Source organism: Nocardia abscessus NBRC 100374, assembly GCF_000308455.1.
Lineage (GTDB): Bacteria > Actinomycetota > Actinomycetes > Mycobacteriales > Mycobacteriaceae > Nocardia > Nocardia abscessus.
Window position 1 is genome coordinate 31,318 of record NZ_BAFP01000003.1, and the last position, 20,035, is coordinate 51,352.

Annotated in this window: 21 protein-coding genes; 13 read left to right on the top strand and 8 right to left on the bottom strand. The window is 67.2% G+C overall.

Features of this window, described 5'->3' with window-relative positions; genetic code table 11:
* Positions 1–29 precede the first annotated feature (29 nt).
* From ON19_RS00655 to ON19_RS00670, 4 genes are all read left to right on the top strand, one after another.
* Positions 30–1,415, top strand: coding sequence for an MFS transporter (locus tag ON19_RS00655; RefSeq protein ID WP_227954540.1), 1,386 nt, complete (start codon positions 30–32; stop codon positions 1,413–1,415).
* A 103-nt stretch (positions 1,416–1,518) separates the two neighbouring features.
* Positions 1,519–2,448 carry a DMT family transporter gene (locus ON19_RS00660; protein ID WP_227954961.1) on the top strand — a complete coding sequence of 310 codons (930 nt, stop codon included), beginning with the start codon at positions 1,519–1,521 and terminating at the stop codon, positions 2,446–2,448.
* 55 nt (positions 2,449–2,503) lie between these two features.
* Positions 2,504–3,535 (top strand): MauE/DoxX family redox-associated membrane protein, encoded by a 1,032-nt coding sequence (locus tag ON19_RS38600; RefSeq protein ID WP_051168392.1) that lies wholly within the window; start codon positions 2,504–2,506, stop codon positions 3,533–3,535.
* Positions 3,536–3,700: 165 nt separating this feature from the next.
* The gene (locus tag ON19_RS00670; RefSeq protein WP_043684749.1) at positions 3,701–4,042 is read left to right on the top strand and encodes a BP74-related protein; all 342 of its coding nucleotides are present in this window, start codon (positions 3,701–3,703) and stop codon (positions 4,040–4,042) included.
* A 57-nt stretch (positions 4,043–4,099) separates the two neighbouring features.
* On the opposite strand, the gene ON19_RS00675 is transcribed toward ON19_RS00670, so the two are convergent.
* On the bottom strand, positions 4,100–5,638 hold the full coding sequence (locus ON19_RS00675) for a Rieske 2Fe-2S domain-containing protein (RefSeq protein ID WP_043684752.1): 1,539 nt from the start codon (positions 5,636–5,638) through the stop codon (positions 4,100–4,102).
* Between the two features lie 42 nt (positions 5,639–5,680).
* Entirely contained in the window at positions 5,681–6,601 is a 921-nt protein-coding gene (locus ON19_RS00680; protein ID WP_051168393.1) for a hypothetical protein, read from the bottom strand.
* Positions 6,602–6,722: 121 nt separating this feature from the next.
* Here ON19_RS00680 and ON19_RS00685 point away from each other — a divergent pair, with 121 nt between their 5' ends.
* Positions 6,723–7,472 (top strand): lysophospholipid acyltransferase family protein, encoded by a 750-nt coding sequence (locus ON19_RS00685; protein WP_043684755.1) that lies wholly within the window; start codon positions 6,723–6,725, stop codon positions 7,470–7,472.
* A gap of 11 nt (positions 7,473–7,483) precedes the next feature.
* The gene (locus tag ON19_RS00690; protein WP_043684758.1) at positions 7,484–8,227 is read left to right on the top strand and encodes a lysophospholipid acyltransferase family protein; all 744 of its coding nucleotides are present in this window, start codon (positions 7,484–7,486) and stop codon (positions 8,225–8,227) included.
* A gap of 98 nt (positions 8,228–8,325) precedes the next feature.
* On the opposite strand, the gene ON19_RS00695 is transcribed toward ON19_RS00690, so the two are convergent.
* Positions 8,326–9,438 carry a helix-turn-helix domain-containing protein gene (locus ON19_RS00695; protein ID WP_083899066.1) on the bottom strand — a complete coding sequence of 371 codons (1,113 nt, stop codon included), beginning with the start codon at positions 9,436–9,438 and terminating at the stop codon, positions 8,326–8,328.
* A 288-nt stretch (positions 9,439–9,726) separates the two neighbouring features.
* Between ON19_RS00695 and ON19_RS00700 the strand changes: the two genes are divergently transcribed.
* Genes ON19_RS00700 through ON19_RS00710 form a run of 3 tightly spaced genes read left to right on the top strand, consistent with a single transcriptional unit; the run spans position 9,727 to position 10,653 of the window.
* Positions 9,727–10,149 carry a DNA-directed RNA polymerase subunit beta gene (locus ON19_RS00700; RefSeq protein ID WP_227954541.1) on the top strand — a complete coding sequence of 141 codons (423 nt, stop codon included), beginning with the start codon at positions 9,727–9,729 and terminating at the stop codon, positions 10,147–10,149.
* Entirely contained in the window at positions 10,139–10,408 is a 270-nt protein-coding gene (locus ON19_RS00705) for a hypothetical protein (protein ID WP_043684761.1), read from the top strand. The genes ON19_RS00700 and ON19_RS00705 overlap by 11 nt, the downstream gene beginning before the upstream one ends.
* Before the next feature lie 44 nt (positions 10,409–10,452).
* Complete coding sequence (locus ON19_RS00710) at positions 10,453–10,653, top strand: hypothetical protein (protein WP_157229547.1); 201 nt, start codon at positions 10,453–10,455, stop codon at positions 10,651–10,653.
* Here ON19_RS00710 and ON19_RS00715 read toward each other — a convergent pair.
* Complete coding sequence (locus tag ON19_RS00715; protein WP_051168396.1) at positions 10,637–11,494, bottom strand: helix-turn-helix domain-containing protein; 858 nt, start codon at positions 11,492–11,494, stop codon at positions 10,637–10,639. The two genes, ON19_RS00710 and ON19_RS00715, sit on opposite strands and share 17 nt — an antisense overlap.
* 17 nt (positions 11,495–11,511) lie before the next feature.
* On the opposite strand from ON19_RS00715, the gene ON19_RS00720 reads away from it, so the two are divergent.
* Together ON19_RS00720 and ON19_RS00725 are read left to right on the top strand one after the other, a co-directional pair.
* Positions 11,512–12,444 carry an NAD(P)H-binding protein gene (locus ON19_RS00720; protein ID WP_227954542.1) on the top strand — a complete coding sequence of 311 codons (933 nt, stop codon included), beginning with the start codon at positions 11,512–11,514 and terminating at the stop codon, positions 12,442–12,444.
* Between the two features lie 105 nt (positions 12,445–12,549).
* Complete coding sequence (locus tag ON19_RS00725; RefSeq protein ID WP_157229548.1) at positions 12,550–12,894, top strand: hypothetical protein; 345 nt, start codon at positions 12,550–12,552, stop codon at positions 12,892–12,894.
* A gap of 150 nt (positions 12,895–13,044) precedes the next feature.
* Here the strand turns inward: ON19_RS00725 and ON19_RS00730 are convergent, their stop codons facing one another.
* From ON19_RS00730 to ON19_RS00745, 4 genes are all read right to left on the bottom strand, one after another.
* Entirely contained in the window at positions 13,045–15,294 is a 2,250-nt protein-coding gene (locus ON19_RS00730) for a heavy metal translocating P-type ATPase (protein ID WP_043684773.1), read from the bottom strand.
* 42 nt (positions 15,295–15,336) lie between these two features.
* Positions 15,337–16,296, bottom strand: a complete 960-nt coding sequence (locus ON19_RS00735) for a DUF8832 domain-containing protein (protein ID WP_227954543.1) — start codon at positions 16,294–16,296, stop codon at positions 15,337–15,339.
* 14 nt (positions 16,297–16,310) lie between these two features.
* On the bottom strand, positions 16,311–16,517 hold the full coding sequence (locus ON19_RS00740) for a heavy-metal-associated domain-containing protein (RefSeq protein ID WP_043684776.1): 207 nt from the start codon (positions 16,515–16,517) through the stop codon (positions 16,311–16,313).
* A gap of 134 nt (positions 16,518–16,651) precedes the next feature.
* Positions 16,652–17,404 carry a carboxymuconolactone decarboxylase family protein gene (locus ON19_RS00745; protein WP_043684998.1) on the bottom strand — a complete coding sequence of 251 codons (753 nt, stop codon included), beginning with the start codon at positions 17,402–17,404 and terminating at the stop codon, positions 16,652–16,654.
* 119 nt (positions 17,405–17,523) lie between these two features.
* On the opposite strand from ON19_RS00745, the gene ON19_RS00750 reads away from it, so the two are divergent.
* Positions 17,524–18,081, top strand: coding sequence for a TetR/AcrR family transcriptional regulator (locus tag ON19_RS00750; RefSeq protein ID WP_043684779.1), 558 nt, complete (start codon positions 17,524–17,526; stop codon positions 18,079–18,081).
* Positions 18,082–18,796: 715 nt separating this feature from the next.
* Positions 18,797–20,014: a condensation domain-containing protein gene (locus ON19_RS00755; protein WP_043684782.1), complete on the top strand. Its 1,218-nt coding sequence runs from the start codon at positions 18,797–18,799 to the stop codon at positions 20,012–20,014.
* Positions 20,015–20,035: the final 21 nt, after the last annotated feature.

Here is a 20,035-nt window from a genome sequence, read left to right on the forward strand (position 1 = left end):
TCGGCCTGCGCTCGCTGACGGTTCGGGCGGTGCTCTTCAAGAGCATCGGTGAACTGATTCCGCTGTACGCGCTGTACGCCCTGCTTTTCGCCGACCACGGCATGAGCACGGGGCAGATCTCGTTGCTGTTCGCGATCTGGTCGACGACCGCGTTCCTGCTCGAGGTGCCCTCCGGTGCGTGGGCGGACACGGTGTCGCGGCGTGGACTGCTCGTGCTCAGCGGTGTATTGCTCACGGCCGGGTTCGCGCTGTGGACCGCCGCGCCCTCGTTCGCGGGTTTCGCCGCCGGATTCGTGCTGTGGGGTACCTCGGGCGCCTTGGCCTCCGGCACCTTCGAGGCGTTGCTCTACGACGACCTGGCCGCCCGCGGTGAGTCCGGGGCATACCCGCGCATCCTCGGTTACACCCGTGCCGGTGCGGAGGCGGCCGTCGTCGTCGCGATCGTCGCCGCGACACCCCTGTACCTCTACGGTGGCTATGCCTTGGTCGGCTGGTCCAGCGTGGCGATCGCGGCCGTGCATACGCTGGTCGCACTGTCGCTGCCCACCGCGCCCAAAGCGGTGTCCGCGGCGGATGTGGACGACCTGGAAGAAGAGTCGCCGTCGGACGCTCAGCCCGTGGCGGACGCCTCCGACATCCCCTCCGCGAATATCGGACCGGACTCGGGCATGCGTGCCGCCTGCGACGGCGATGCCGATGCCCGCGCCGAGGGTTCGCGTATCGCTGTCGCGTCGGAGGTCGATGGCGTCGGGCCGGAAGGCGTTGCGGCGCAGCCGCGGCCGTTCGCGCGATACCTCGGCATGCTGAAGGCCGGTGTGGGTGAGGCGGTTCGCGTTCGGGCCGTGCGTTATGGCGTGCTGCTGGAGGCGCTGCTGTTCGGGATCACGGCGTTCGACGAGTATTTCGCCCTGCTGGCGGAGGAATCGGGCGTCTCGACAGCCGTGGTGCCCCTGCTGGTCGGTCTCACCGTGCTCGGTTCGCTGACCGGTTCGCTGCTGGCGGGCCGTACCGAAGGGATGTCGGGCCGGACGATGTCGATCGCGGTGGGTGCCGCGGGCCTGCTGTTCCTCGGTGGTGCGGTGATCGCCGGTCTCGCGACCGGCCGCCCGGACGCGGTGTATCCGCTGACCGGCCTCGGGTTCGCCGCGATCGGCGTCTCTTATGGCATCGTCTACAACGCCGGAATCGTCGCGGGCGCTCGCCTCCAGGACGCCATCGAGGGTCCTGCCCGAGCCACCGTCACCTCGGTCTCGGGACTACTCGGCGAGGTGATCGCCCTCGCGGTCTTCGGCTTCGCCGCCCTGGTGACGCTCTGGTCCTCCATGTCCACCCTCCTCGCCCTCCTCGGCGCCTCCATCCTCGCCATAGCCACCCTCGCCCCCCGCTGGCTACCCCAACGCGCCGACCGACCGTGAGTCGAGTGGCACACCATGGAGAGCTCTTCTCGGGAAACGCCGCGACCATGTGCCACTCGTGGCCGGTAGCGTGCGGGAGGTGAGTAGGCAGGTGCGGGTGGGGGTGGTTTGTGGGTTTTTGATCGGGGCTGGGGTGGCGGTGCAGGGGCGGATCAATGGTGCGCTCGGGGCTCGGTTGGAGGATGGGGTTGCGGCGGCGGCGATCAGTTTCGGGACGGGGCTGGTTGCGCTGGCGATTGTGTTTGCGGTGAGTGGGCGGGTGCGGGATGGCGCGCGGCGGGTGCGGGGGGCGTTGTCGGAAGGCGCGCTGCGGCCGTGGCAGTTGCTCGGGGGCCTGTGCGGCGCGTTCTTCGTCGCGTGCCAGGGCCTGACCGTCGCGGCTATCGGCGTCACCGCGTTCACCGTGGCGACCGTGGCGGGACAACTGCTCAGCAGTCTGGTCGTCGACCGTCTCGGTCTCGGTCCGAGCGGACGCACGCCGATCACGGGGGTCCGTCTGGCCGGTGCGTCGCTCGGTGTGGTCGCGGTGCTGGTCGCCGGGTTCGGTCACAGCCGTGCCACCGGGGGTCTCTCCGTGCCCGAGGCGCTGCGCGGCACACCGGCCGCTCTGCTGATCGTCCTGCCCGCGCTGGCCGGAATCGGCCTGGCCTGGCAACAGGCGGTGAACGGGAAGGTCGGCGCGGTCGGCGGAGCCTTTTCGGCGGCCATGGTCAATTTCTGCGTCGGCCTGGTCGCGCTCTCGATCCTCACGGCCGCGATAGTCGTGACCTCTGGAGGTCCGGAGGCATTTCCCACCGAGCCGTGGCTGTATCTCGGTGGACTGATCGGCGTCGCGTTCATCGCCCTGGCCGCGCTGACGGTCCGCTGGATCGGCGTCCTGCTCCTCGGCCTCACCTCGGTGGCGGGGCAGCTGCTGGCCTCCCTGATCCTCGATGTGCTCACCCCGACCAGTGCGGGCCTGACCACCACCGCGATCGTCGGCTGCGCGCTGACCCTCGTCGCGGTCGCCGTCGCTACGCGATCACAGTCCTGAGGACACTCGCCCGGTCGGTCATGTTCTGAGCGCATAAGTGTGGGATGGTGCGCTCATGCTGATCGAATACGGGGTGTGGGTTTCGCGGTTGGGTCTGAGTGTCGTGTTCGGGCTGTCGGCGTGGGGCAAGCTGGCGGATCGGAGCGCGACGCGGCAGGCGGTGGCGGATTTCGGGGTGCCGCTGCGCTGGGTGCCCGCGGTGGCCTGGGGGTTGCCGGTCATCGAGGCGACGATCGCGGTCACCGTGCTGCTTCCCTGGATCTCCGGGCTTGCCGCGGTGGCGGCGCTGGCGTTGCTCGCCGTGTTCACGGTAGCGATCGTGCGTTTGCTGCGACGCGGCGAGCGGCCCTCGTGTTCGTGTTTCGGCGGTGCGAGTGCCGCGCCGATCGGGCCCAAGACTCTGCTGCGCAACGGTGTGCTCGCTGCGCTGGCCTTGGTTGTCGATGTCGGCGCGCTGACGTATCCGGGTGTGCCGATGGGCCTGCCGGCCGACCACGCGATCGGGTGTGCGGTGGTGGCCGCGCTGGTGGCGGTGCTGGTGTGGCTGGCGGGGCAGTTGCGTTCGCTGCGCCGCCGGGTGGATCAGCAGGCACTGTCCACGCTGGGCGCGGAGGGATTGCCGGTGGGTGCGGTGGCGCCCGAGTTCGAATTGTTCGACGCCACGGGAGCGAAGACCACGCTCGAGCACCTGCTGGCCGGTGCACGCTCGGTGCTGCTCGTCTTCGTGCATCCAGGTTGCGAGCTGTGTGCGGCGCTGGCCAGGGAATTGCCCCGCTGGCACGCGCGTACCGGTGACGCGCTGGCCATAGTGGCGGTCGGCAACGGCGACCCGGCAGAACAAGCAGCGTGGGGCGTCGAAAACGGATTGGGCGAGATCCCGTCGCTTGTGCAGCAGGGCAACGAGGCGGCCTTGCGCTACCGCGTGCGCGGCACCCCGTCCGCCGTGCTCATCGATCCGGACGGACGCGTCGCCGCGCCGGTAGCCAGGGGCGGTATCGCGATCCGGGAGTTGATCAGCACGGTGAAGGCGGTGCGCCGCACACCGAGTCCCGCGCACAACGGGATTCCGGCAGGGATCTCCCGCTGAGTTTCGGGTCCACCTGTTCCCACCGCATAGACCGTCCGGCGACCCGTTATGCGCTGGTTAGCAAATTTCTGGCAAATATTCGGCCTCGCGCCGATAGGATCGAGTCGCACCGGTGCGGAATTCGTCATCCATCGACCAGAGGACCCACCGACAAGAGGGGAAGACATGGCGCTGTTCGCGTTCACCGACTACTCAGGCAAAGAGTTCGTCATCCAGTTGAACAATCCTCAGCGGATCGAGGAAGCCCGCCGCATCCTGTCGGGCGACGAGCAGATGTCGATCCACGTCATGGGTCGGATCCGGAAGATGCCAGCGCCCTACAACCCGGGCTGGGACTTCCATCTGGACCCCGACACCATCACCTTCTTCACCATGGCGATCGAGGTCTGCGACGCCAGCATCATGTACGTCAACGACCACTTGGACGAGGCCTGTGGCGCGTTCCTGCCGGGTTGTATGTGGTGCCCGTGGTCGTCGAGGCTCACCCGCGAGGTCAACAACATGTAGCAATCAGGTGGCAACCGCTTCCGGTCGGTGTGGACACGCCGGCCGGAAGTCGGGGCCTCAGTCCAGCTTGCGCGAGCGCAGTTCGTGGCCCTTGGACGTCTTACACCGTCCGGATTCCAAATCCCACTGCCAGCCGTGCAGGTTGCAGGTGAGTGTGTTGCCTTCCACCACACCGAATTTCGACAGGTCAGCCTTCAGGTGCGGGCAGCGGCGCTGCACTTCCCAGCCGCTGAGTTCGGTGGAAGCGGAATCGTCGTGCGCCTCGGCGAACCAGCCGTCGGCGTAGGCGATCCGCTCGTCGGTGAGGCATTTGAAGAATGTGTAGAGGAACTCGTTGTACCCGCCGATGCGCCAGGCTTGGAAGCGGGTGGACAGGAAGATGGTGTTCACCCAGTCGGGCTCCTGATCGCGCAGCACGGTGCGCACCAGTTCCGGGGCGATGCGGAAGCCGTAGCGGTAGCGGCCCTCGCCTTCGACCGGCTCGCGCACGGCGCGCTTGGGGAAGTCCAGCACGATGGTTTCCTCGCCGATCACCAAGCCGACCGGGTAGCCGATGCCGTCGCAGATCACGTTGCTCTGCGCCATGATCGGCTCGAACAGCTTCCGCAGCGGCTCCAGCAGGGAGCCTTCGCCGCGTTCCCAGGTCGCCTTCTCGGCCTCCAGCACCGGCGCGAGGCGCTGTGCCATCCGCTCGATGTACTCGGCTTTGTGGTCGTAGATCTCGCTGGGATCGCTCGGATGGGTCAGCGTCAGCTCGGCGCCGCGCACGTCGGCCACCGAACCCGGGATCATCAGGACTCCGCCCGCGTTGCCGTGGATCTCCATCTGCTCCAGGAACACCTTCTGGTCCGGGAAGATGTTGCCCTCGTCGCCGCGATCGTCGTTGAGGTAGCGCAGCTCGTCGTCCAGGAACACCGGCGGACCGGCGGAGGGCACCACCCAGGTCGCGTCGACCTGCTCGATGTAGCTGCGGGCCCGGTCCATGCCGCGCTGCCGCTTCTGCTTGCCGAAATTCGACTTGGTGCGAGCCGGAATGTCGTAGACCATCGGGTACCAGATGGCGCCCGAGTACTGCAGCAAGTGGATGTCCACGTGGCCGAAGGCGTCGTGCAGCACGTCCATGTCGACCGGGCGGGCGTCGTTCATGTTGAAGCAGGTGGTCTCGCCGTCGGAGACGACCAGGCCGGAGTCGCCGATCGGGCCGTCGGCGGGGGCGCGCAGCGCGATGATCATGACGTCCAGGTCACCGCCCGGTCCGGTCACCGTGTGCTTGACCGAGTCCTCGGTCTCGAAGAACTTGTGGAAGCCCAGCTGTTCGAGTTCTCGTCGCAGGTCCGGCACAGGGTAGTCCGGCAGCAGCACGGTCGCGTTCTTGTCGACGTGCTCGGTCAGCGTCTTCGCGTCGAAGTGGTCGCGGTGCAGGTGCGAGACGTACAGGAAGTCGCATGCGCCCAGCTCGTCCCAGTCCAGCTGGGTGTTGTCGGGGAACGGGAACCAGGACGCGAAGTACGCGGGGTTCACCCAGGGATCGCAAAGGATCGACCCGGCCGCGGTGCGGATGTGGAATCCGGCGTGTCCGACGCTGGTGATCTGCACTAGCTGCTCCTCCTGCTGTTTACCAGCCAACCAGGGTAGTAGTTACGGCGAGATGTCGCCGATGCAGTAGCCCTCCGGGCCGGATCGCAAGGTGAAGGTGCGGGTCTGCGTCACACCGGAGGAGTTGGTCACCGGCACGAGCACCGCGATGTACTCGGTGTTCACCTGCTCCGACCGGATCTGCTGGTCGGCGAACTCGGTGGCCCCGGTGAGCGCGCCCTGGTTGTTCGCCAGCGGCGCGGGGCTCGGACGCCCGGTGCCTTTGGGGTCCCAGGTCGCCGGGGACGCCTTACAGATCAGAGGGTAGTCGCCCTCCTTGTCGGCGGGGTCGAGCGGAGTGCCGACGAAGCGGGACAGGTACCGGCGCACGGTGTGCCGGGCGTCGGCGTCGTTGTAGGCGATCTCCGCGCCCGCCGTGGCGACGCGCGGACAGGCGTAGCCGGTCGCGACCTCGGCGCGATCGACCGCGACCGTGGTGGTCGCGTTCGTCCACACGACGGTGTTCTCGACCTTCGTGCCGGGCTGCGCCAAGGCGGCGAGGATCGCCTGCGGGTTGGCGTACATGTCGGCGACGTTCTTCGGCGCGATGGTCCAGCACTTCTCCTGCAGCTCCGAGACGGTGCGTGTCTGCAAGTCGGCTGCCCAGCGCTGCACCGCGGGCGCGGCCGCGGGCAGTCCGGCGACCGCGCCGACCGGTGGCGCGTCGGCGGGGACGGGCGGCAGCGCGGAGGTGCTGGGCGAGGCAGCCGCCGGGACCGCGGCCGGGGGCGTGGTGCGCACGGCCGCTTGCGGCGCGCTCTCGTCGGGAATGCCGACGACCGAGTCGCAGCCGGTCACCGCGACCGCTCCGACCAGGGCCAGGCCGCCGATCAGCGCGGCGCGAGTACGCCGGGTGGCCGCCGCCCGATCCCGATCGCGTGCGGTGCGGTCGTATTCACGCGATGCCGGCCGGGCGCGTTCCACTTCGACGATCCTCTTCTCTCAGGCGTGCGGTTGGGGCTGGTCACGGTGTCCTCGCTCCGGTGCGCCGCACGATGGCGGCGAACTGCCGGTGGGGACGATCAGCGACTACGCTAGCGGACTTGTGGAACCCGTCTATCGGACGATCATCGGGCTGGCCCGTACCGTCTTCTTCATCGAAGGTCTGAAGTTCACCGTCAAGGGCGATGAACATATCCCCGCGCAGGGTGGCGCCGTGCTGGCGGTGAACCACACCGGCTACATGGACTTCACCTATGCGGGCCTGCCGGTGCGCACCCCGAAGCGCTACATCCGGTTCATGGCCAAGAAAGAGGTCTTCGACGACAAGATCTCCGGGCCGATCATGCGCGCGCTCAAGCACATCCCGGTGGACCGTTCGGCGGGCGCGGACTCCTACCAGGCCGCCGTGGAATATCTGCGCCGCGGTGAGTTGGTCGGCGTGTACCCCGAGGCGACGATCAGCCGCAGCTTCGAGATCAAGGAGTTCAAATCCGGCGCGGCGCGCATGGCGATCGAGGCGGAGGTGCCGATCATCCCGATCGTCATCTGGGGTGCGCAGCGGGTCTGGACCAAGGGCTTCCCGAAGCGGCTCGGTCGCACCAACACGCCCATCTCGATCGCGGTGGGCGAACCGATCCAGCCGTTCGAGCCCGCCGCCGAACTCACGGCCCGACTACGGTCGACCATGCAGGACATGCTGCTGGACTTGCAGAAGGACTACGTGCACGAGCCCGGCGCGTACTGGGTTCCGGCCCGGCTCGGCGGCAGCGCTCCTACCCTGGAAGAGGCGGACGCGATGGATGCCGCCGAAGCGGAGGCCAAGGCCGCGCGCAAGAACGCGGCGGGGCAGTAACGGGAGCTGTGATGGCGCGCGAACCGGTCTACGACATCCTCACCGGCTTGGCACGCGCCATCTTCTTCGCCCAGGGTCTGCGGATCGATATCGAGGGGCAAGAGCACATTCCCCGCTCCGGCGGCGCGGTGCTGGCCGTGAACCACACGGCCTACCTCGATTTCATGGAGGTCGGACTGGTCGGGCGCAAGTCCGGCCGCAACGTCCGGTTCATGATGAAGGCCGAGCTCGAGCACGGCCTCGTGGGCTTTCTCATGAAGCACTGCAAGGCGATCGGCGTCGATCGCACGGCCGGGGCCGAGTCGTACGCCCGCGCGGTCACCGCTCTGCGCGAAGGCGAGTTGGTCGTGGTCTACCCCGAGGCGACGATCAGCCGCAGTTTCGAGCTGAAGGAGTTCAAGTCCGGCGCGGCGCGAATGGCGGTGGAAGCGGACGTCCCGATCGTTCCCCTGGTCATCTGGGGCGCCCACCGAGTCTGGACCAAGGACATCCCGAAGCAGCTCGGCCGCCATAATTTTCCGATCAACATCCGCATCGGTCCCCCGATCCCACCCGCCGGACCGGCCGAGGAACTAACCGCCACCCTGCGGGTCCGGATGAGCGGGCTTTTGGACCACGCGCAACGCGACTACCCGATGCAGGAAGGTGCCCGCTGGGTCCCCGTGCGGCTCGGGGGGACCGCCCCGACTCTGGAGCGGGCGGCGGTACTGGAACGAGAAGAAATGGAACGGCGACGCCGGGCCAAGATGCGCTGACGTGCGCTGGGCTCGCCATCTCTGCCTATGTCGGGGTCGAGCCGCCCAGTCGAGACGATTCTCGGCGCGGCGGGACGTGGCTGGCTGATTCGCTCTGTTCAGATCAGCATTCCTTCAATTTCGGCGATGCGCCGGTCGAGCCGTGCCGAGTGCGCGGTGGCGGCTGCGGTTCGTGCCTCTCCGATGGTGGCGCGTGCCGCATCCAGCTCACGTGTCTTCAGGAACGACTCCGCGAGCCAAGTGCGGTACAGGGCCACTTCGCGGACGCGGTCGGTGGAGAGTTGTTCGATCGCACGGGACAACAGAGAGCTTGCCCTGGCCGGTTCGTCCAGTTCGACAAAGCACCTGCCTGCCATCACGTCTATCTCGGTGCGGTCCATCCAATACACCCACTCGGGCTCAGGGATATCGGGCGAGCGGTGATCGTACGACTCGTCCACCGCATCGAGTGCTCGTTTCGCTTCGTCGCGGTCGCGTGAGCGCGCGCAAGCCCATGCCAAGCGATCGGTAAGTAACGATCGGACGACCGGAGGCGCATCTGTCGCACCCTTGACCGCGGTGCGTGCGAGCAGCGCTGCCTCATACGGATTGCCGACATTGGCGATCTGATAGCTCAGGCTCGACAGAAGTTGCGCCGTCAAAACGCGGTCTCCGGCGTCGTCAGCCGCCGCCGCGCCACTCAGGTACAGCCGTTGCGCGTCACTGTACCTACCTGCGTCGCTCGCGACCCATCCAGCGAGTTGTGCGAGCTCTCCGGCGACGATCAGAAGTCGCTTGCCCACTCGTTCGGTGTAGCTGCATTCCGTGATGACCTCCCGCGCGTTCTCGAACTCCCGAAGCACCAGTGGAAATGAGTTTTCTCCACCGACGCTGTCGTCCAGGTGCCGCAGTTCGACCACACGTTGTTCCATAGCGGTCGCCAGCGACTCGCCGACTCGCCGACCCGCGGAGGCGTGCGTCTTGGGCGCGGAGTCTGCCACCAACCATTCGTGTGCGACACGGATCGGGTCTGGCGACGGCGTCATGAGGGCGCTTATCGGAATGTTCAATGCGCGGGAGTAGCCGATGATGTGCTCTTGCTTCACATCGCGCTGCCCGTTCTCCAACATACCGAGCAACGACTTGCTGTAATTCGTCTTTGCCGCAAGCGCGGCCAGGCTGAGCCCACGGCTTCGCCGGGCAGCCCTGAGCAGAAATCCAGGATTTTCCATCGATCCAACGCACCCCCGATTCTGTGGACGTTTGTGGACGGCAAATCGATTCCCCGCCAAACCTATTGAACCGAGACTACTACGTAGCACCTGGTAGTGGGCGGTGTGAAGCACTGCTCGGCAGGCCGCTAGCCAGACTCGGAATTGCTGGGCTATTCCGTGTGGCTCGGCCCAACCGGGCGCATGACAAACGTCTTCGGATGAGAGTGGGGGTTACGGATGGAAACGTGTGGCGACACTCCACGATCGCGGTGTCTGTTCTATCGGCGGGAGTGTGATCTGCCCGCCGTGATCGACCCGCCGGAACTCGGGCGGATCGTGCTGCGGGCCGGGTCGGTGTGGGCGATGACTATGCCCGCTCGGCTGGGGCAGGCGGTCAAGGCGCATTTGCAGAGCGGAGGCGTCCCGCTGGGTCCGATTGTGGGGCATCCGCGTTCGGGCCGCTGGACGTTCCTGATCAGACCTGACCTGCCCGATGACGGGCGGCTGTTCGCCGAGTTGTTCCGGCTGGACGTGGCGGTAGCGGGGTCCGGAGCGACGATCGCGCTGCCATCTCCCACGGCGTCGGTCGGTGCGATCCGGCACTGGATAGTGCCACCACGCAGCAGTTTCCGTCCATCTGGTGGCGTCGTGGTCGATGCCATTCGAGCGTGGGCAGACCAGATGCCGCGTACTCGGCGCGGCCTGGGTGTGGCGCACAATGCCGGATGACGAATTCCGCGCTCGGCGGTTCCTTCGCGCCGACGAGTTGCGGTCCCGGCTCGCGCACGACAATCCGCACTGGGCGGTCTCCACTCCCGACAACGCGATGCAAGCGCTCGAATTGCACTACGACTGCGACTATCTGTCCTGCACGACGCTCGTCGCGGCGGTGATAGTCAGCCGTGAGGACTACCGATACTTTCGCCGTGCCGAAACGAATGCGGCGGGACGCGAGTGCTCGATGCCGATACTGGAATCGGGTGCGTGATGTGCGGCGATTCATCCGCGAATCCGTCGCGGACGGACGTGCACGTGAGCGTGTTCCTGCACGGGCTTCGACTGGATTTCGCCGCCTGCGTGACGGCGGCGATGACCTTCGCGCGGGAATGGCGGAACATGCATTACCCGGACGCGGTGGAGATCTTCGTGGACGGGGCCGAGGGCCTGCCTCGGTTACCGTGCGAACGCTTGTACTGCGAGCGTTGGGTTCGTCCGATCAATGGAGGCGAGTGAGGGCGCGGCACGGAGCAGGGGCGGGCACCTCACCACGGAGGAACGACGTGGGCGGGACACCCATCAGACTGCGGAAATCGGCCGTCATGTGCGACTGGTCATAATAGCCCGTGCCGGTGGCGATATCGGCCAGCGGCATGTCCTCGGCACGGGACAGGACCCGGCGCACTCGATCGATACGCGCGAAGTGCTTGGGCGAGACGCCGATTCCACTGGTGAACAGGTTGCGCAGCTGCCGCTCGCTCACCGACAGGCGCGCGGCCAGCTCGGCGACGGAAAGGGGATGGTCGGCGGTGATGGCGGCTACGGCGGTGGCGAGCAACCTGCGGTGTGCGCGCAGGGCCGGGTTGTCGGGGATGTGGCGCGGCAGCTCGTTCTCGAGGTACGCGACGACCTCGTCGTGCTCGAGTTCGACCAGTTCGGCCGCCAGCTGGGCGACCGGACCGGGCAGGTCGTCCAGGCGTAGCACTCGATCGGTGAGGTCCGCCGCCGAGACACCGAGCAGTGCGGGGGTCGCGCCCGGCGCCAGCCGCAGCCGGACACAGCCCGCGGGCTTGCTAGCGCGTGAATAGCTCGCCTTGGTCTGCGGCCCGACGACGAGCGCGACGCGGGTATCGCCGCTATCTCCGCGCGCGTCACGGCCCACGCCCACATCGCCGTGCTCGGCGCGCAGCACGATCGTGGTCGCCGTCTGCGGGAAGTGCGCGAACGGCTCGGACAGGTCGAGCACCGTCGGAATCCGGCCGAATTCGGCCATCCACGGTCGCAGCGACTCCGGCGCCGGTTCGGATACCTCGATCAGATCGTCGGTCACGACGGGCGGGCGCAGCAGGGCGGTCACCGCATCAACTGTAGGCAGTGCGCGCCCGGCGAGGTGTGCCGAAATCTCCTAGAGACCTCGGCGTATGCCCCGGCACGGTGGTGGGCATGATCGTGATCACCGGTGCGACGGGCACCATCGGCAGTGAAATCATCCGGCAGTTGGCCGAACGCGGCGAGGGGGTACGGGCCGTCACCAGGAACCCGGATCGCGCCCGAGTTCCGGCGGGCGTCGAGGTGGTGCGTGGTGACTACACCGACGTCGAGTCCATCGCCGCGGCGATGCGCGGCGCTCGAGCCGCGTTCGTCGTCGGCGTGCTGGGTCCGGAATACCTGGAGGCCGACCGCGCGCTGATCGTCACGGCTCGCGAGGCGGGGGTCGAACGTATCGTCAAGCTCTCCGCTATCGGCACGGGCGACGCCGGACTCGGCCGGGTGGGCAGCTGGCATCTGCCTGGCGAACAAGCCGTGCGCGAAAGCGGCGGCGAATGGACGATTCTGCGCCCCAGTTCCTTCGCATCCAATACGTTGAGCTGGGCCGAGGCCATCCGCTCCGGACAGCCGGTGCCGAATATGACCGGCGATGCCGCGCAGGGTGTGATCGATCCGCGCGATGTCGCGGGAGTCGCGGTCGAAACGCTGGTGTCCGCCGAGCATGCGGGCAGGATCTACACCCTCACAGGTCCCGAGCTGCGCACCACGCGTGATCTGGCCGCCACCTTGTCCGATGTCGTCGGCCGTCCGGTGGATGTCGCGGACATCCCGGAAGCCGAGGCGCGCGAATACATGCTCGCGTCCGGAATGTCCGTCGAATTCGCCGACGGGGCGCTGGCGGGTCAGGCTTACGTGCGCGCCGGGCACAATGCGATCGTCACCGATGATGTGCGGCAAATCCTCGGTCGGGTTCGGACTTACGCCGAATGGGCAACCGATCACGCGAATGCGTTCCTGGCCGACGGGAACGCATCGTAGGGTGTTTGTGATTGGCCTCACATCGAATTGCTGAATGGTGCGTGCTCGGCAAGGGTGACATGACCGGCCGGGTGGCTGGTGTGCTTACAGGAAAAGGGGATTCGGATGCGTCAACGGGTCATGACGGTCTTGGTGGCGGTTGTAGCAGGCGGATCGGCCGCCGCGTTCGGTGGCGCGAGCGCGTCCGCGGTCGCGGTGAACCCTTTTCCCGGTGGCACGGAGGTCTACTTCGACAACGGTGAATCCGCGGCGATCGCGAACCTGAACCTCGGGCCCGCGCTGAGCCAAGTGGCCGTCGCCTGGTCTCCCGGCGCGAAAGCGATGCTCGGAGAAGGGATCACCGAACATGCCCGGTGGGCGGGTGAGTCCCCGACCGGAGGCGTCTCGATCGAGGTGTACGGCAGTTTCCTCCAGCCCGAACTGGTTACCGTCACCACGTTGCGCGGCTGAGCGGAAAACTCTGTTTCGGATTTCATTGCGCTGGGGGTACTCTCACCCATGGCGTTATGCGCATGTGCGCTGACGAGTGAGCCGCCTGGCGATGCCCGGACGGGACGGCACTCCGTGTGCGGTCCCGTCCGGTGTTTCGGTGCTTTCTCGTTACGCCGCCGTCGAGCGGAAGCCGCGCAGCCGCAGGCTGTTGCTGACCACGAAGACCGAGGAGAACGCCATCGCCGCGCCCGCGAGCATCGGGTTCAGCAGACCGGCCATGGCCAGCGGGATAGCGGCCACGTTGTAGGCGAAGGCCCAGAACAGATTGCCCTTGATGGTCGCGAGAGTGCGGCGGGAGAGGCGGATCGCGTCGGCCGCCGCCCGCAGGTCGCCGCGCACCAGGGTCAGATCGCCGGCCTCGATGGCCACGTCGGTGCCGGTACCCATGGCCAGGCCCAGGTCGGCCTGGGCCAGCGCCGCGGCGTCGTTCACACCGTCGCCCACCATCGCGACCACTTTGCCCTCGGCCTGCAACCGCTTCACGGTGTCGACCTTGTCCTGCGGCAGCACCTCCGCGATCACCTCATCGATGCCGACCTGCGCGGCGATCGCGTCGGCGGCCGCCTGGTTGTCGCCGGTCAGCATGATCGGGGTGAGGCCGAGGGCACGCAGCTGGGAGATCGCTTCGGCGGAGGTCGGTTTCACCGCGTCCGCCACCACGAGCACGCCGCGCGCCTTGCCGTCCCAGCCCACCGCGACGGCGGTCTTGCCTTCGGCTTCGGCCGCGCGGATCGCCTGGGCCAGCTCGTCGTCGAGGTGCTGTGACCAGTCGGCGAGCAGCCGGGCGCGGCCGACGAGCACCGCGTGGCCGTCCACCATGCCCTGCACGCCGAGACCCGCCACGTTCGCGAAGTCGTCGACCGGCTTCAGCTCGCCCACTCGCTCCCGGGCGCCTTTGGCGATGGCCTGGGCGATCGGGTGTTCGGACGAATCCTCCAGCGCTCCCGCCAGTTCCAGAATTCGCGCGACCTGCTCGCCTTCGGCGGGCACCACGTCGAGCAGAGTCATCTTCCCCGCGGTGATCGTGCCGGTCTTGTCCAGCACGATCGTGTCCACTCGCCGGGTCGACTCCAGCACTTCGGGACCCTTGATCAAGATGCCCAGCTGCGCGCCGCGTCCGGTGCCGACCATCAGCGCGGTCGGCGTGGCCAGCCCGAGCGCGCAGGGGCAGGCGATGATCAGCACCGCCACCGCCGCGGTGAACGCCGCGGCCACCGAGCCGCCGGTGCCGAGCCAGAAGCCGAGCGTCGCGACCGACAGCGCGATCACGATCGGCACGAAGAACCCGGAGATCCGATCGGCCAGCCGCTGTGCCTGCGCCTTGCCGGTCTGCGCGTCTTCGACCAGCTTCGCCATCTGCGCCAGTTGGGTGTCCGAGCCGATCCGGGTGGCGCGCACGACAAGCCGTCCGCCCACGTTGACGGTCGCGCCCACCACGGCGTCGTCCGGGCCGACCTCCACCGGCACCGACTCACCGGTGAGCATGGAGGCGTCGACCGCCGAGGAACCTTCCACCACGACGCCATCGGTGGCGATCTTCTCGCCGGGCCGCACCACGAACCGGTCGCCGACGGTCAGCTGCTCCACCGGGATACGCCGTTCGGTCCCGTTGCGCAGCACCGAGACTTCCTTGGCGCCCAGCTCCAGCAGAGCACGCAGCGCGGCACCGGCCCGCCGCTTGGCGCGCGCCTCGAAAAAGCGCCCGGCCAGCAGGAACGTGGTGACGCCCGCCGCGGCCTCGAGGTAGATGCTGCCGGTGCCGTCCATCCGGGAGATGGTCAACTCGAACGGATGCGTCATGCCCGGTGTGCCCGCGGTGCCCCAGAACAGCGCGTACAGCGACCAGCCCAGCGCGGCAAGCGTCCCCATCGAGATCAGGGTGTCCATGGTCGCGGCGCCGTGACGCAGATTGGTCCACGCCGCGCGGTGGAACGGCAGCGCACCCCAGACCACCACCGGTGCGGCCAGGGTGAGCGAGAGCCACTGCCAATTGGTGAACTGCAGCGCCGGGATCATCGCCATGGCGATCACCGGCACCGACAGCACCAGCGAGACCAGCAGGCGAGTGCGCAGCGCGGCGGCGGGGTCCTCTTCGGGGGCGGCGGTTTCCTGCGGCTTCGGCACGGCGGGCAGCTCGGCGGTGTAACCGGCCTGTTCGACGGTGGCGATCAGCTCCTCCGGCGAGATCTCGCCGGTGACCTCGACCCTGGCCTTCTCCGTCGCGTAGTTGACGGTGGCGGTGACACCGTCGAGCTTGTTGAGTTTCTTCTCGATGCGTGCGGCGCAGGACGCGCAGGTCATTCCACCGATCACTAGTTCGACCTGCCCGGAGGGCGGCGGTTGTGTCGCGGTGGTCATCGTGGGTGCTCCGTTTCTGTGCGGCGCGGTGCGGACGTCGGATCAGTGGCCGTGGCCGTGACCGTTGCCGTCCGGCGCCTGCTGCTGACCAGTGTGTTCGTTGTGGGTAGAGGCGTCCACGTCGGGGGTGCCCGGCGCGACGGTCAGGGTGAATTCGGCGGTGCGGACCACGCCCTCGTGCTGGAAGTCGAGGAACAGGCGATAGTCGCCCGCGCTCGGCGCGGTGACGGCGAAGGTGATGCCCGGCCCGGCCGGAGTCACGCCGTCACCGGGGTGACCTTCGGGGTGGACGTGCAGGTAGCCCAGGTCGGCGGCGCGCAGCGCCACCAGGTGACCGTAGGCGCCGAGATAGGGCTGCAAGTCGCTCACCGGTTTCCCGGCGCGGCTCACCGACAGCGTCACCTTCGAGGTCCGGCCGGGGGCGACGGTGCCGTCCAGTGTGACGGTGTAGTCGCCGACGGTGGCGGTGCGTGTGGAGGCGGGCAACCGCTGCGGGTCGTAACCGCCCGCCACCCGGAGGTCCGCGCCGAGCGTCAGGTTGTCGCCGCCCTCGGGTGTGAAGTCGGCGAAAACCCGGTAGTCGCCCGCACGGGTGAGATCGAGCGGCACGCTCCAGGTTCCGTTGCCGTCGAGCACCGGGTGCACGTGCTGGTATGCGGCCATGTCGCGGCGCACGACGATCAGGTGGAGATCCTTGTCGTGGCTGCGCACGTAGCGGGTGACGGGTTTTCCGTCCCGGTCGAGAACGGTGAAGCGCAGCGGCACGTTCGCCGCGGCGGCGGTCTGGGTGGTGTCGAGCCGCAAGGTGTAGCCGCGGTCGGTCGCCATCATTCCTCCAGGTAGAGCGTCTGAGTGGGCTTCGCCCTCGGCGGCGTGAGCTGTCGAGTCGTGGCCGGCGGGTTCGGTGGATTCCGGTCCGAGGACCGAACCGGCCACGAGGGCGATCCCGAAGACCCCGGCGAGGCCGAGGGCGAAGCCGCCGAATTTGGTGGACGCGTTCATCGCCGTGCTCCTCGTCAGTCGGTGACCGTGTAGCCGGCGCGGGCCACGGCGGCGGCTACGTCGGCGCGCTCGATCGGGCTCGTGCTCTCGACGGTCACCAGCCCGTCGGCGAGATCGATCGCCACGGAGCCGACGCCGGAGATGCGGCCGATCTCGGTGCGGACCGAGGCGGCGCAGCCGCCGCAGGTCATGCCGGTCACGGTGACGGTTGTGGTGCTCATTGTGGTCCTCCTCGGGTAACTGCTTCGACAGTTACGGTACCCCCCTAGGGTATATCGGTGTCAAGTGTGGCCTTCAGCGCATACGAGAGAGCCCGGTCCGCAGCGGGCTGTGGACCGGGCTCGGGGTGGATCGCTCAGGATGCGCGGTAGGTCACGAGCGCGACGGCGGGAGCCGAGACGGTCTGTACTTCGGCAGAATCGGAGACCTTGACGTGCAAGAACCCGCCCTCGATCGCGATGTGCACGTCATCGACGATGCGTGCGGGTTGTCCGTCCCGGTCCAGTAGGGAGTAGCCCTCGACCAGGGTGACCTTGGTCGCGGACCGCCATTTCGCTTCCATCGCGATGCCTTTCGCCGGTGCCGCGGGCGGGAAGTCGAGTTCCGGCTCGGCGACGTGGTTGAAGTAGTTGGACAGGACGTTCAGCGCGACGTGGCCGACGATCTCGCTCAGCTCGGCGTCGCTCACGCCGACCGCACGCGCCGAGGCGAGGGTGGCGTCCTCGATCCGGCCGCGGGTGCGGAGCACGTCACGGGCGATGCGCAGGATCGCGTCGGTGTGCGGGTCGGCGGCGCGCGCCGCGCGGGTGTCGATGATCGCCTGCTCGGTGAAGCCCATCCGGCTCGCCCGCATAGTGTGCGCGGCTGTGCAGTAGTCGCAGCCGTTCTCGCTCGCGATCAGCAGGGCGAGCTGTTCACGAATGCGGGCCGAGAGTTTCCCTCCGCCCAGCGCTTCGCGCAGGTTCAGATAGCCGCGCAGGGTTGCCGGGCTGTTCGCCATGGCGGCATAGAGATTCGGGACGCGGCCAAGTTGTCGCTCTACCTCGGTGAGCAGATCGATCTGCTCGGCGTCGGCGGAGTCGGTGGGCACAAGGGGCAGGCGGGACATCGAAGCCTCCAGCTCGGACAAAATGGTACTGATCGGTGCCGAACTGAGACGGTACTAATTGGCACCATCTTGGTCAAGCTGAACGGTACTGATCGGTTCCGTTCTGCTACCGTGGCAATATGGCAACCAGGGCCAAGCAGCGCTTGCTCACCACGGCGGAGGACCTGTTCTACGCCGAGGGCATCCGTGCCGTCGGCATCGACCGCCTGCTCCACGAGTCGGGCGTGGGCCGTGCCTCCTTCTATCGCCATTTCGCGAGCAAGGACGACCTGGTCGTCGCGGTGCTGGAGGACCGCGACCGCCGCTGGCTGGACTGGCTGCGGGAATCGGTCGAGACGGCAGCCGACGATCCGGCCGCGCGCCCGCTCGCCGTCTTCGACGCCCTCGCGGACCGATTCGCCCGCAAGGACTTTCGCGGCTGCGCGTTCATCAACACGATGGTCGAGGTCGCCGATCGGGACAGCGCCGCCCATCGGGCCGCCGATCGCCACAAGCGGCGCGTTACCGCCTACCTGTCCGAACTCCTGACCGATGCGGGTAGATCCGACGCCGCCGAGCTGGCCGCCGAGCTCGCGCTCCTGGTGGACGGAGCGATCGTCACCGCCGTTCGCGAGGGCACTCCGGACGCTGCCGCCCGAGCCTGTGCGATCGCCCAGCGGCTGCTCACGCAGGGCTGAGTGTCCGCGAGTCGGTGCTCGCCTGCCCTGGGCGCCGTGGGGGTGGAGGCCCCGTCGCGCGCCGGACACGTTTCCCGTGCCTGCGCACCGGAGGCGCCTACAGACTGACCCGGCTGACCAGGCGATGCCGCCGGCGGACGCGGGCACCAGTGCGGTTCGGTCGGCGTCCGCACGTCGGATGTGGCAGCCCGAAGGCGACAGCGCGCCGACTCCGGATGCCCGATGACGCCGCCCTGAGGGCCGTGATCGCCGCCAATCGAGGCAGCGCGAGTACGAAAAGTCCACGTGTTCAGACACATTGAGTGTGGCCAAGCGCGATGTGATCGACTACTATGCGGTTCAGGCGGGTTTATTCCGCGGGTGGGATGGGTCGTAGAACGGGGGTGGAGCCTGTGTATGCAGTCCTTTTAGAGGATCGGCGACAATTCTGTGCCCGGCAGTGAATCTGCCTTGCGCGATAGCGAATAGCAAATAATGGTCACTATGGGTTTCGGCTGAGGTCGACTACCGGGCCTTGACAATCGCACATATGAGAGGGGGTGGAAATCATGGAGCTCAGTTTCCAGAAGGTCGATATCACGACCATCGAGGACATCGACCTGGACGACATCGTCGGTGGCACTGTCACACCGTGTCCTGCGATGAGTTAGGTCGGCGGTTCGCGGGCTCTGGATGCCCGGGCATCCAGAGCCCTTCGATGATAATAGGAGTATTGATGCGTTTTCCGGTCACGGCCGGGCAGGCCGACCTGTTATTGGAACAGGAACGGCCGGGTTCGTCGAGCAGTCATGTAGGATTCGTCCTGGAATTCCCGCCGTCGGTGGATCCGAGAGATATATTCCGGGGTGTGCACGAGACTGTGCGCAGTTGCTCGGCATTGCGTCTGAAGTTCCACGGATCGGCCGAGGCGGGGTACGAGCAGGAGATCGAAGACTATCGTGAGAATCGCGTAGCATTGGAACTACAAGATGTTTCGGATGCGGACGACATCGCGGTTCAGCGCTATATGGACATCATCCTGCATCGAGACGCTGTGGCATGGGATTGGAACACTCGCGGAGTTTACAGGATAACCTTGATCAAGAACTCCGGCGGCCAGCATAATCTGGTGATTTCACTGCAGCAGGTGGCGTTCGACAGGCGGTCCATGCAGGTTCTGTTGAACCGCCTGGTCGCCGCGATTATGGGCCCCGCCTCCGGCTCGCCTTTCCTGGCGGAATTGGATGAATATCAGTCCGCCGTCGCGGCAACGAGGCCGAACGAGGCCGAGAAGGCCGCCGCTGCCAGGTACTGGAAGCGTGAACTATCCAATCATAGAAACGCCTTCGAGGGGCACCCGTGCTTTGTTGCCTCCAGGTCGCATCGGGGTCGGATCGCCGTAGTCGGTGGAGACTATTGCAGTCTTCGCGAATCGATATCTGAAGGCGGGTGGAGTATGGCGTCGCTATTTCTGCAGCGTTTCTTGTCGGAGTGGCAGCAGTACGTGCCACGAACAACACTGGTCGACACATTCATGACCTGCCGCCCGGACAAATTTGAAAACCAGATCGGAATGTTCACAACATTACGTCCGCTCGTGTTCGATCTGTCGAATGCTGAATGGCGGCGACAGACCACGGCCAAGCTGATGCGCAGCTCGGCATACCAAGGGATCGACAGCTACGCCCTGCGCACCGCGGAGCGCGCTTGCGGGATTCCGCAGCGTCCGTTTCCCGCCTACAACTTCACCGATGACTCCACGAGCGGTGAATCCCAGCACGAGTCTTCGCCGGTGAAGGTCACCAAATTCGCCGCTCGTAGAGCATCCGCCAGGCCCGTGCTGGTGCGAGTGCGGGATCAGGGAACCTCGCTCAGCATCGCGGTTCATATGAACTCGGGAACGTTTTCGTCCGCCGACACAAATCGTCTTCTGCAGCGATTGGCCAGCGGATGACCAGCGAAGTCGATACACGCG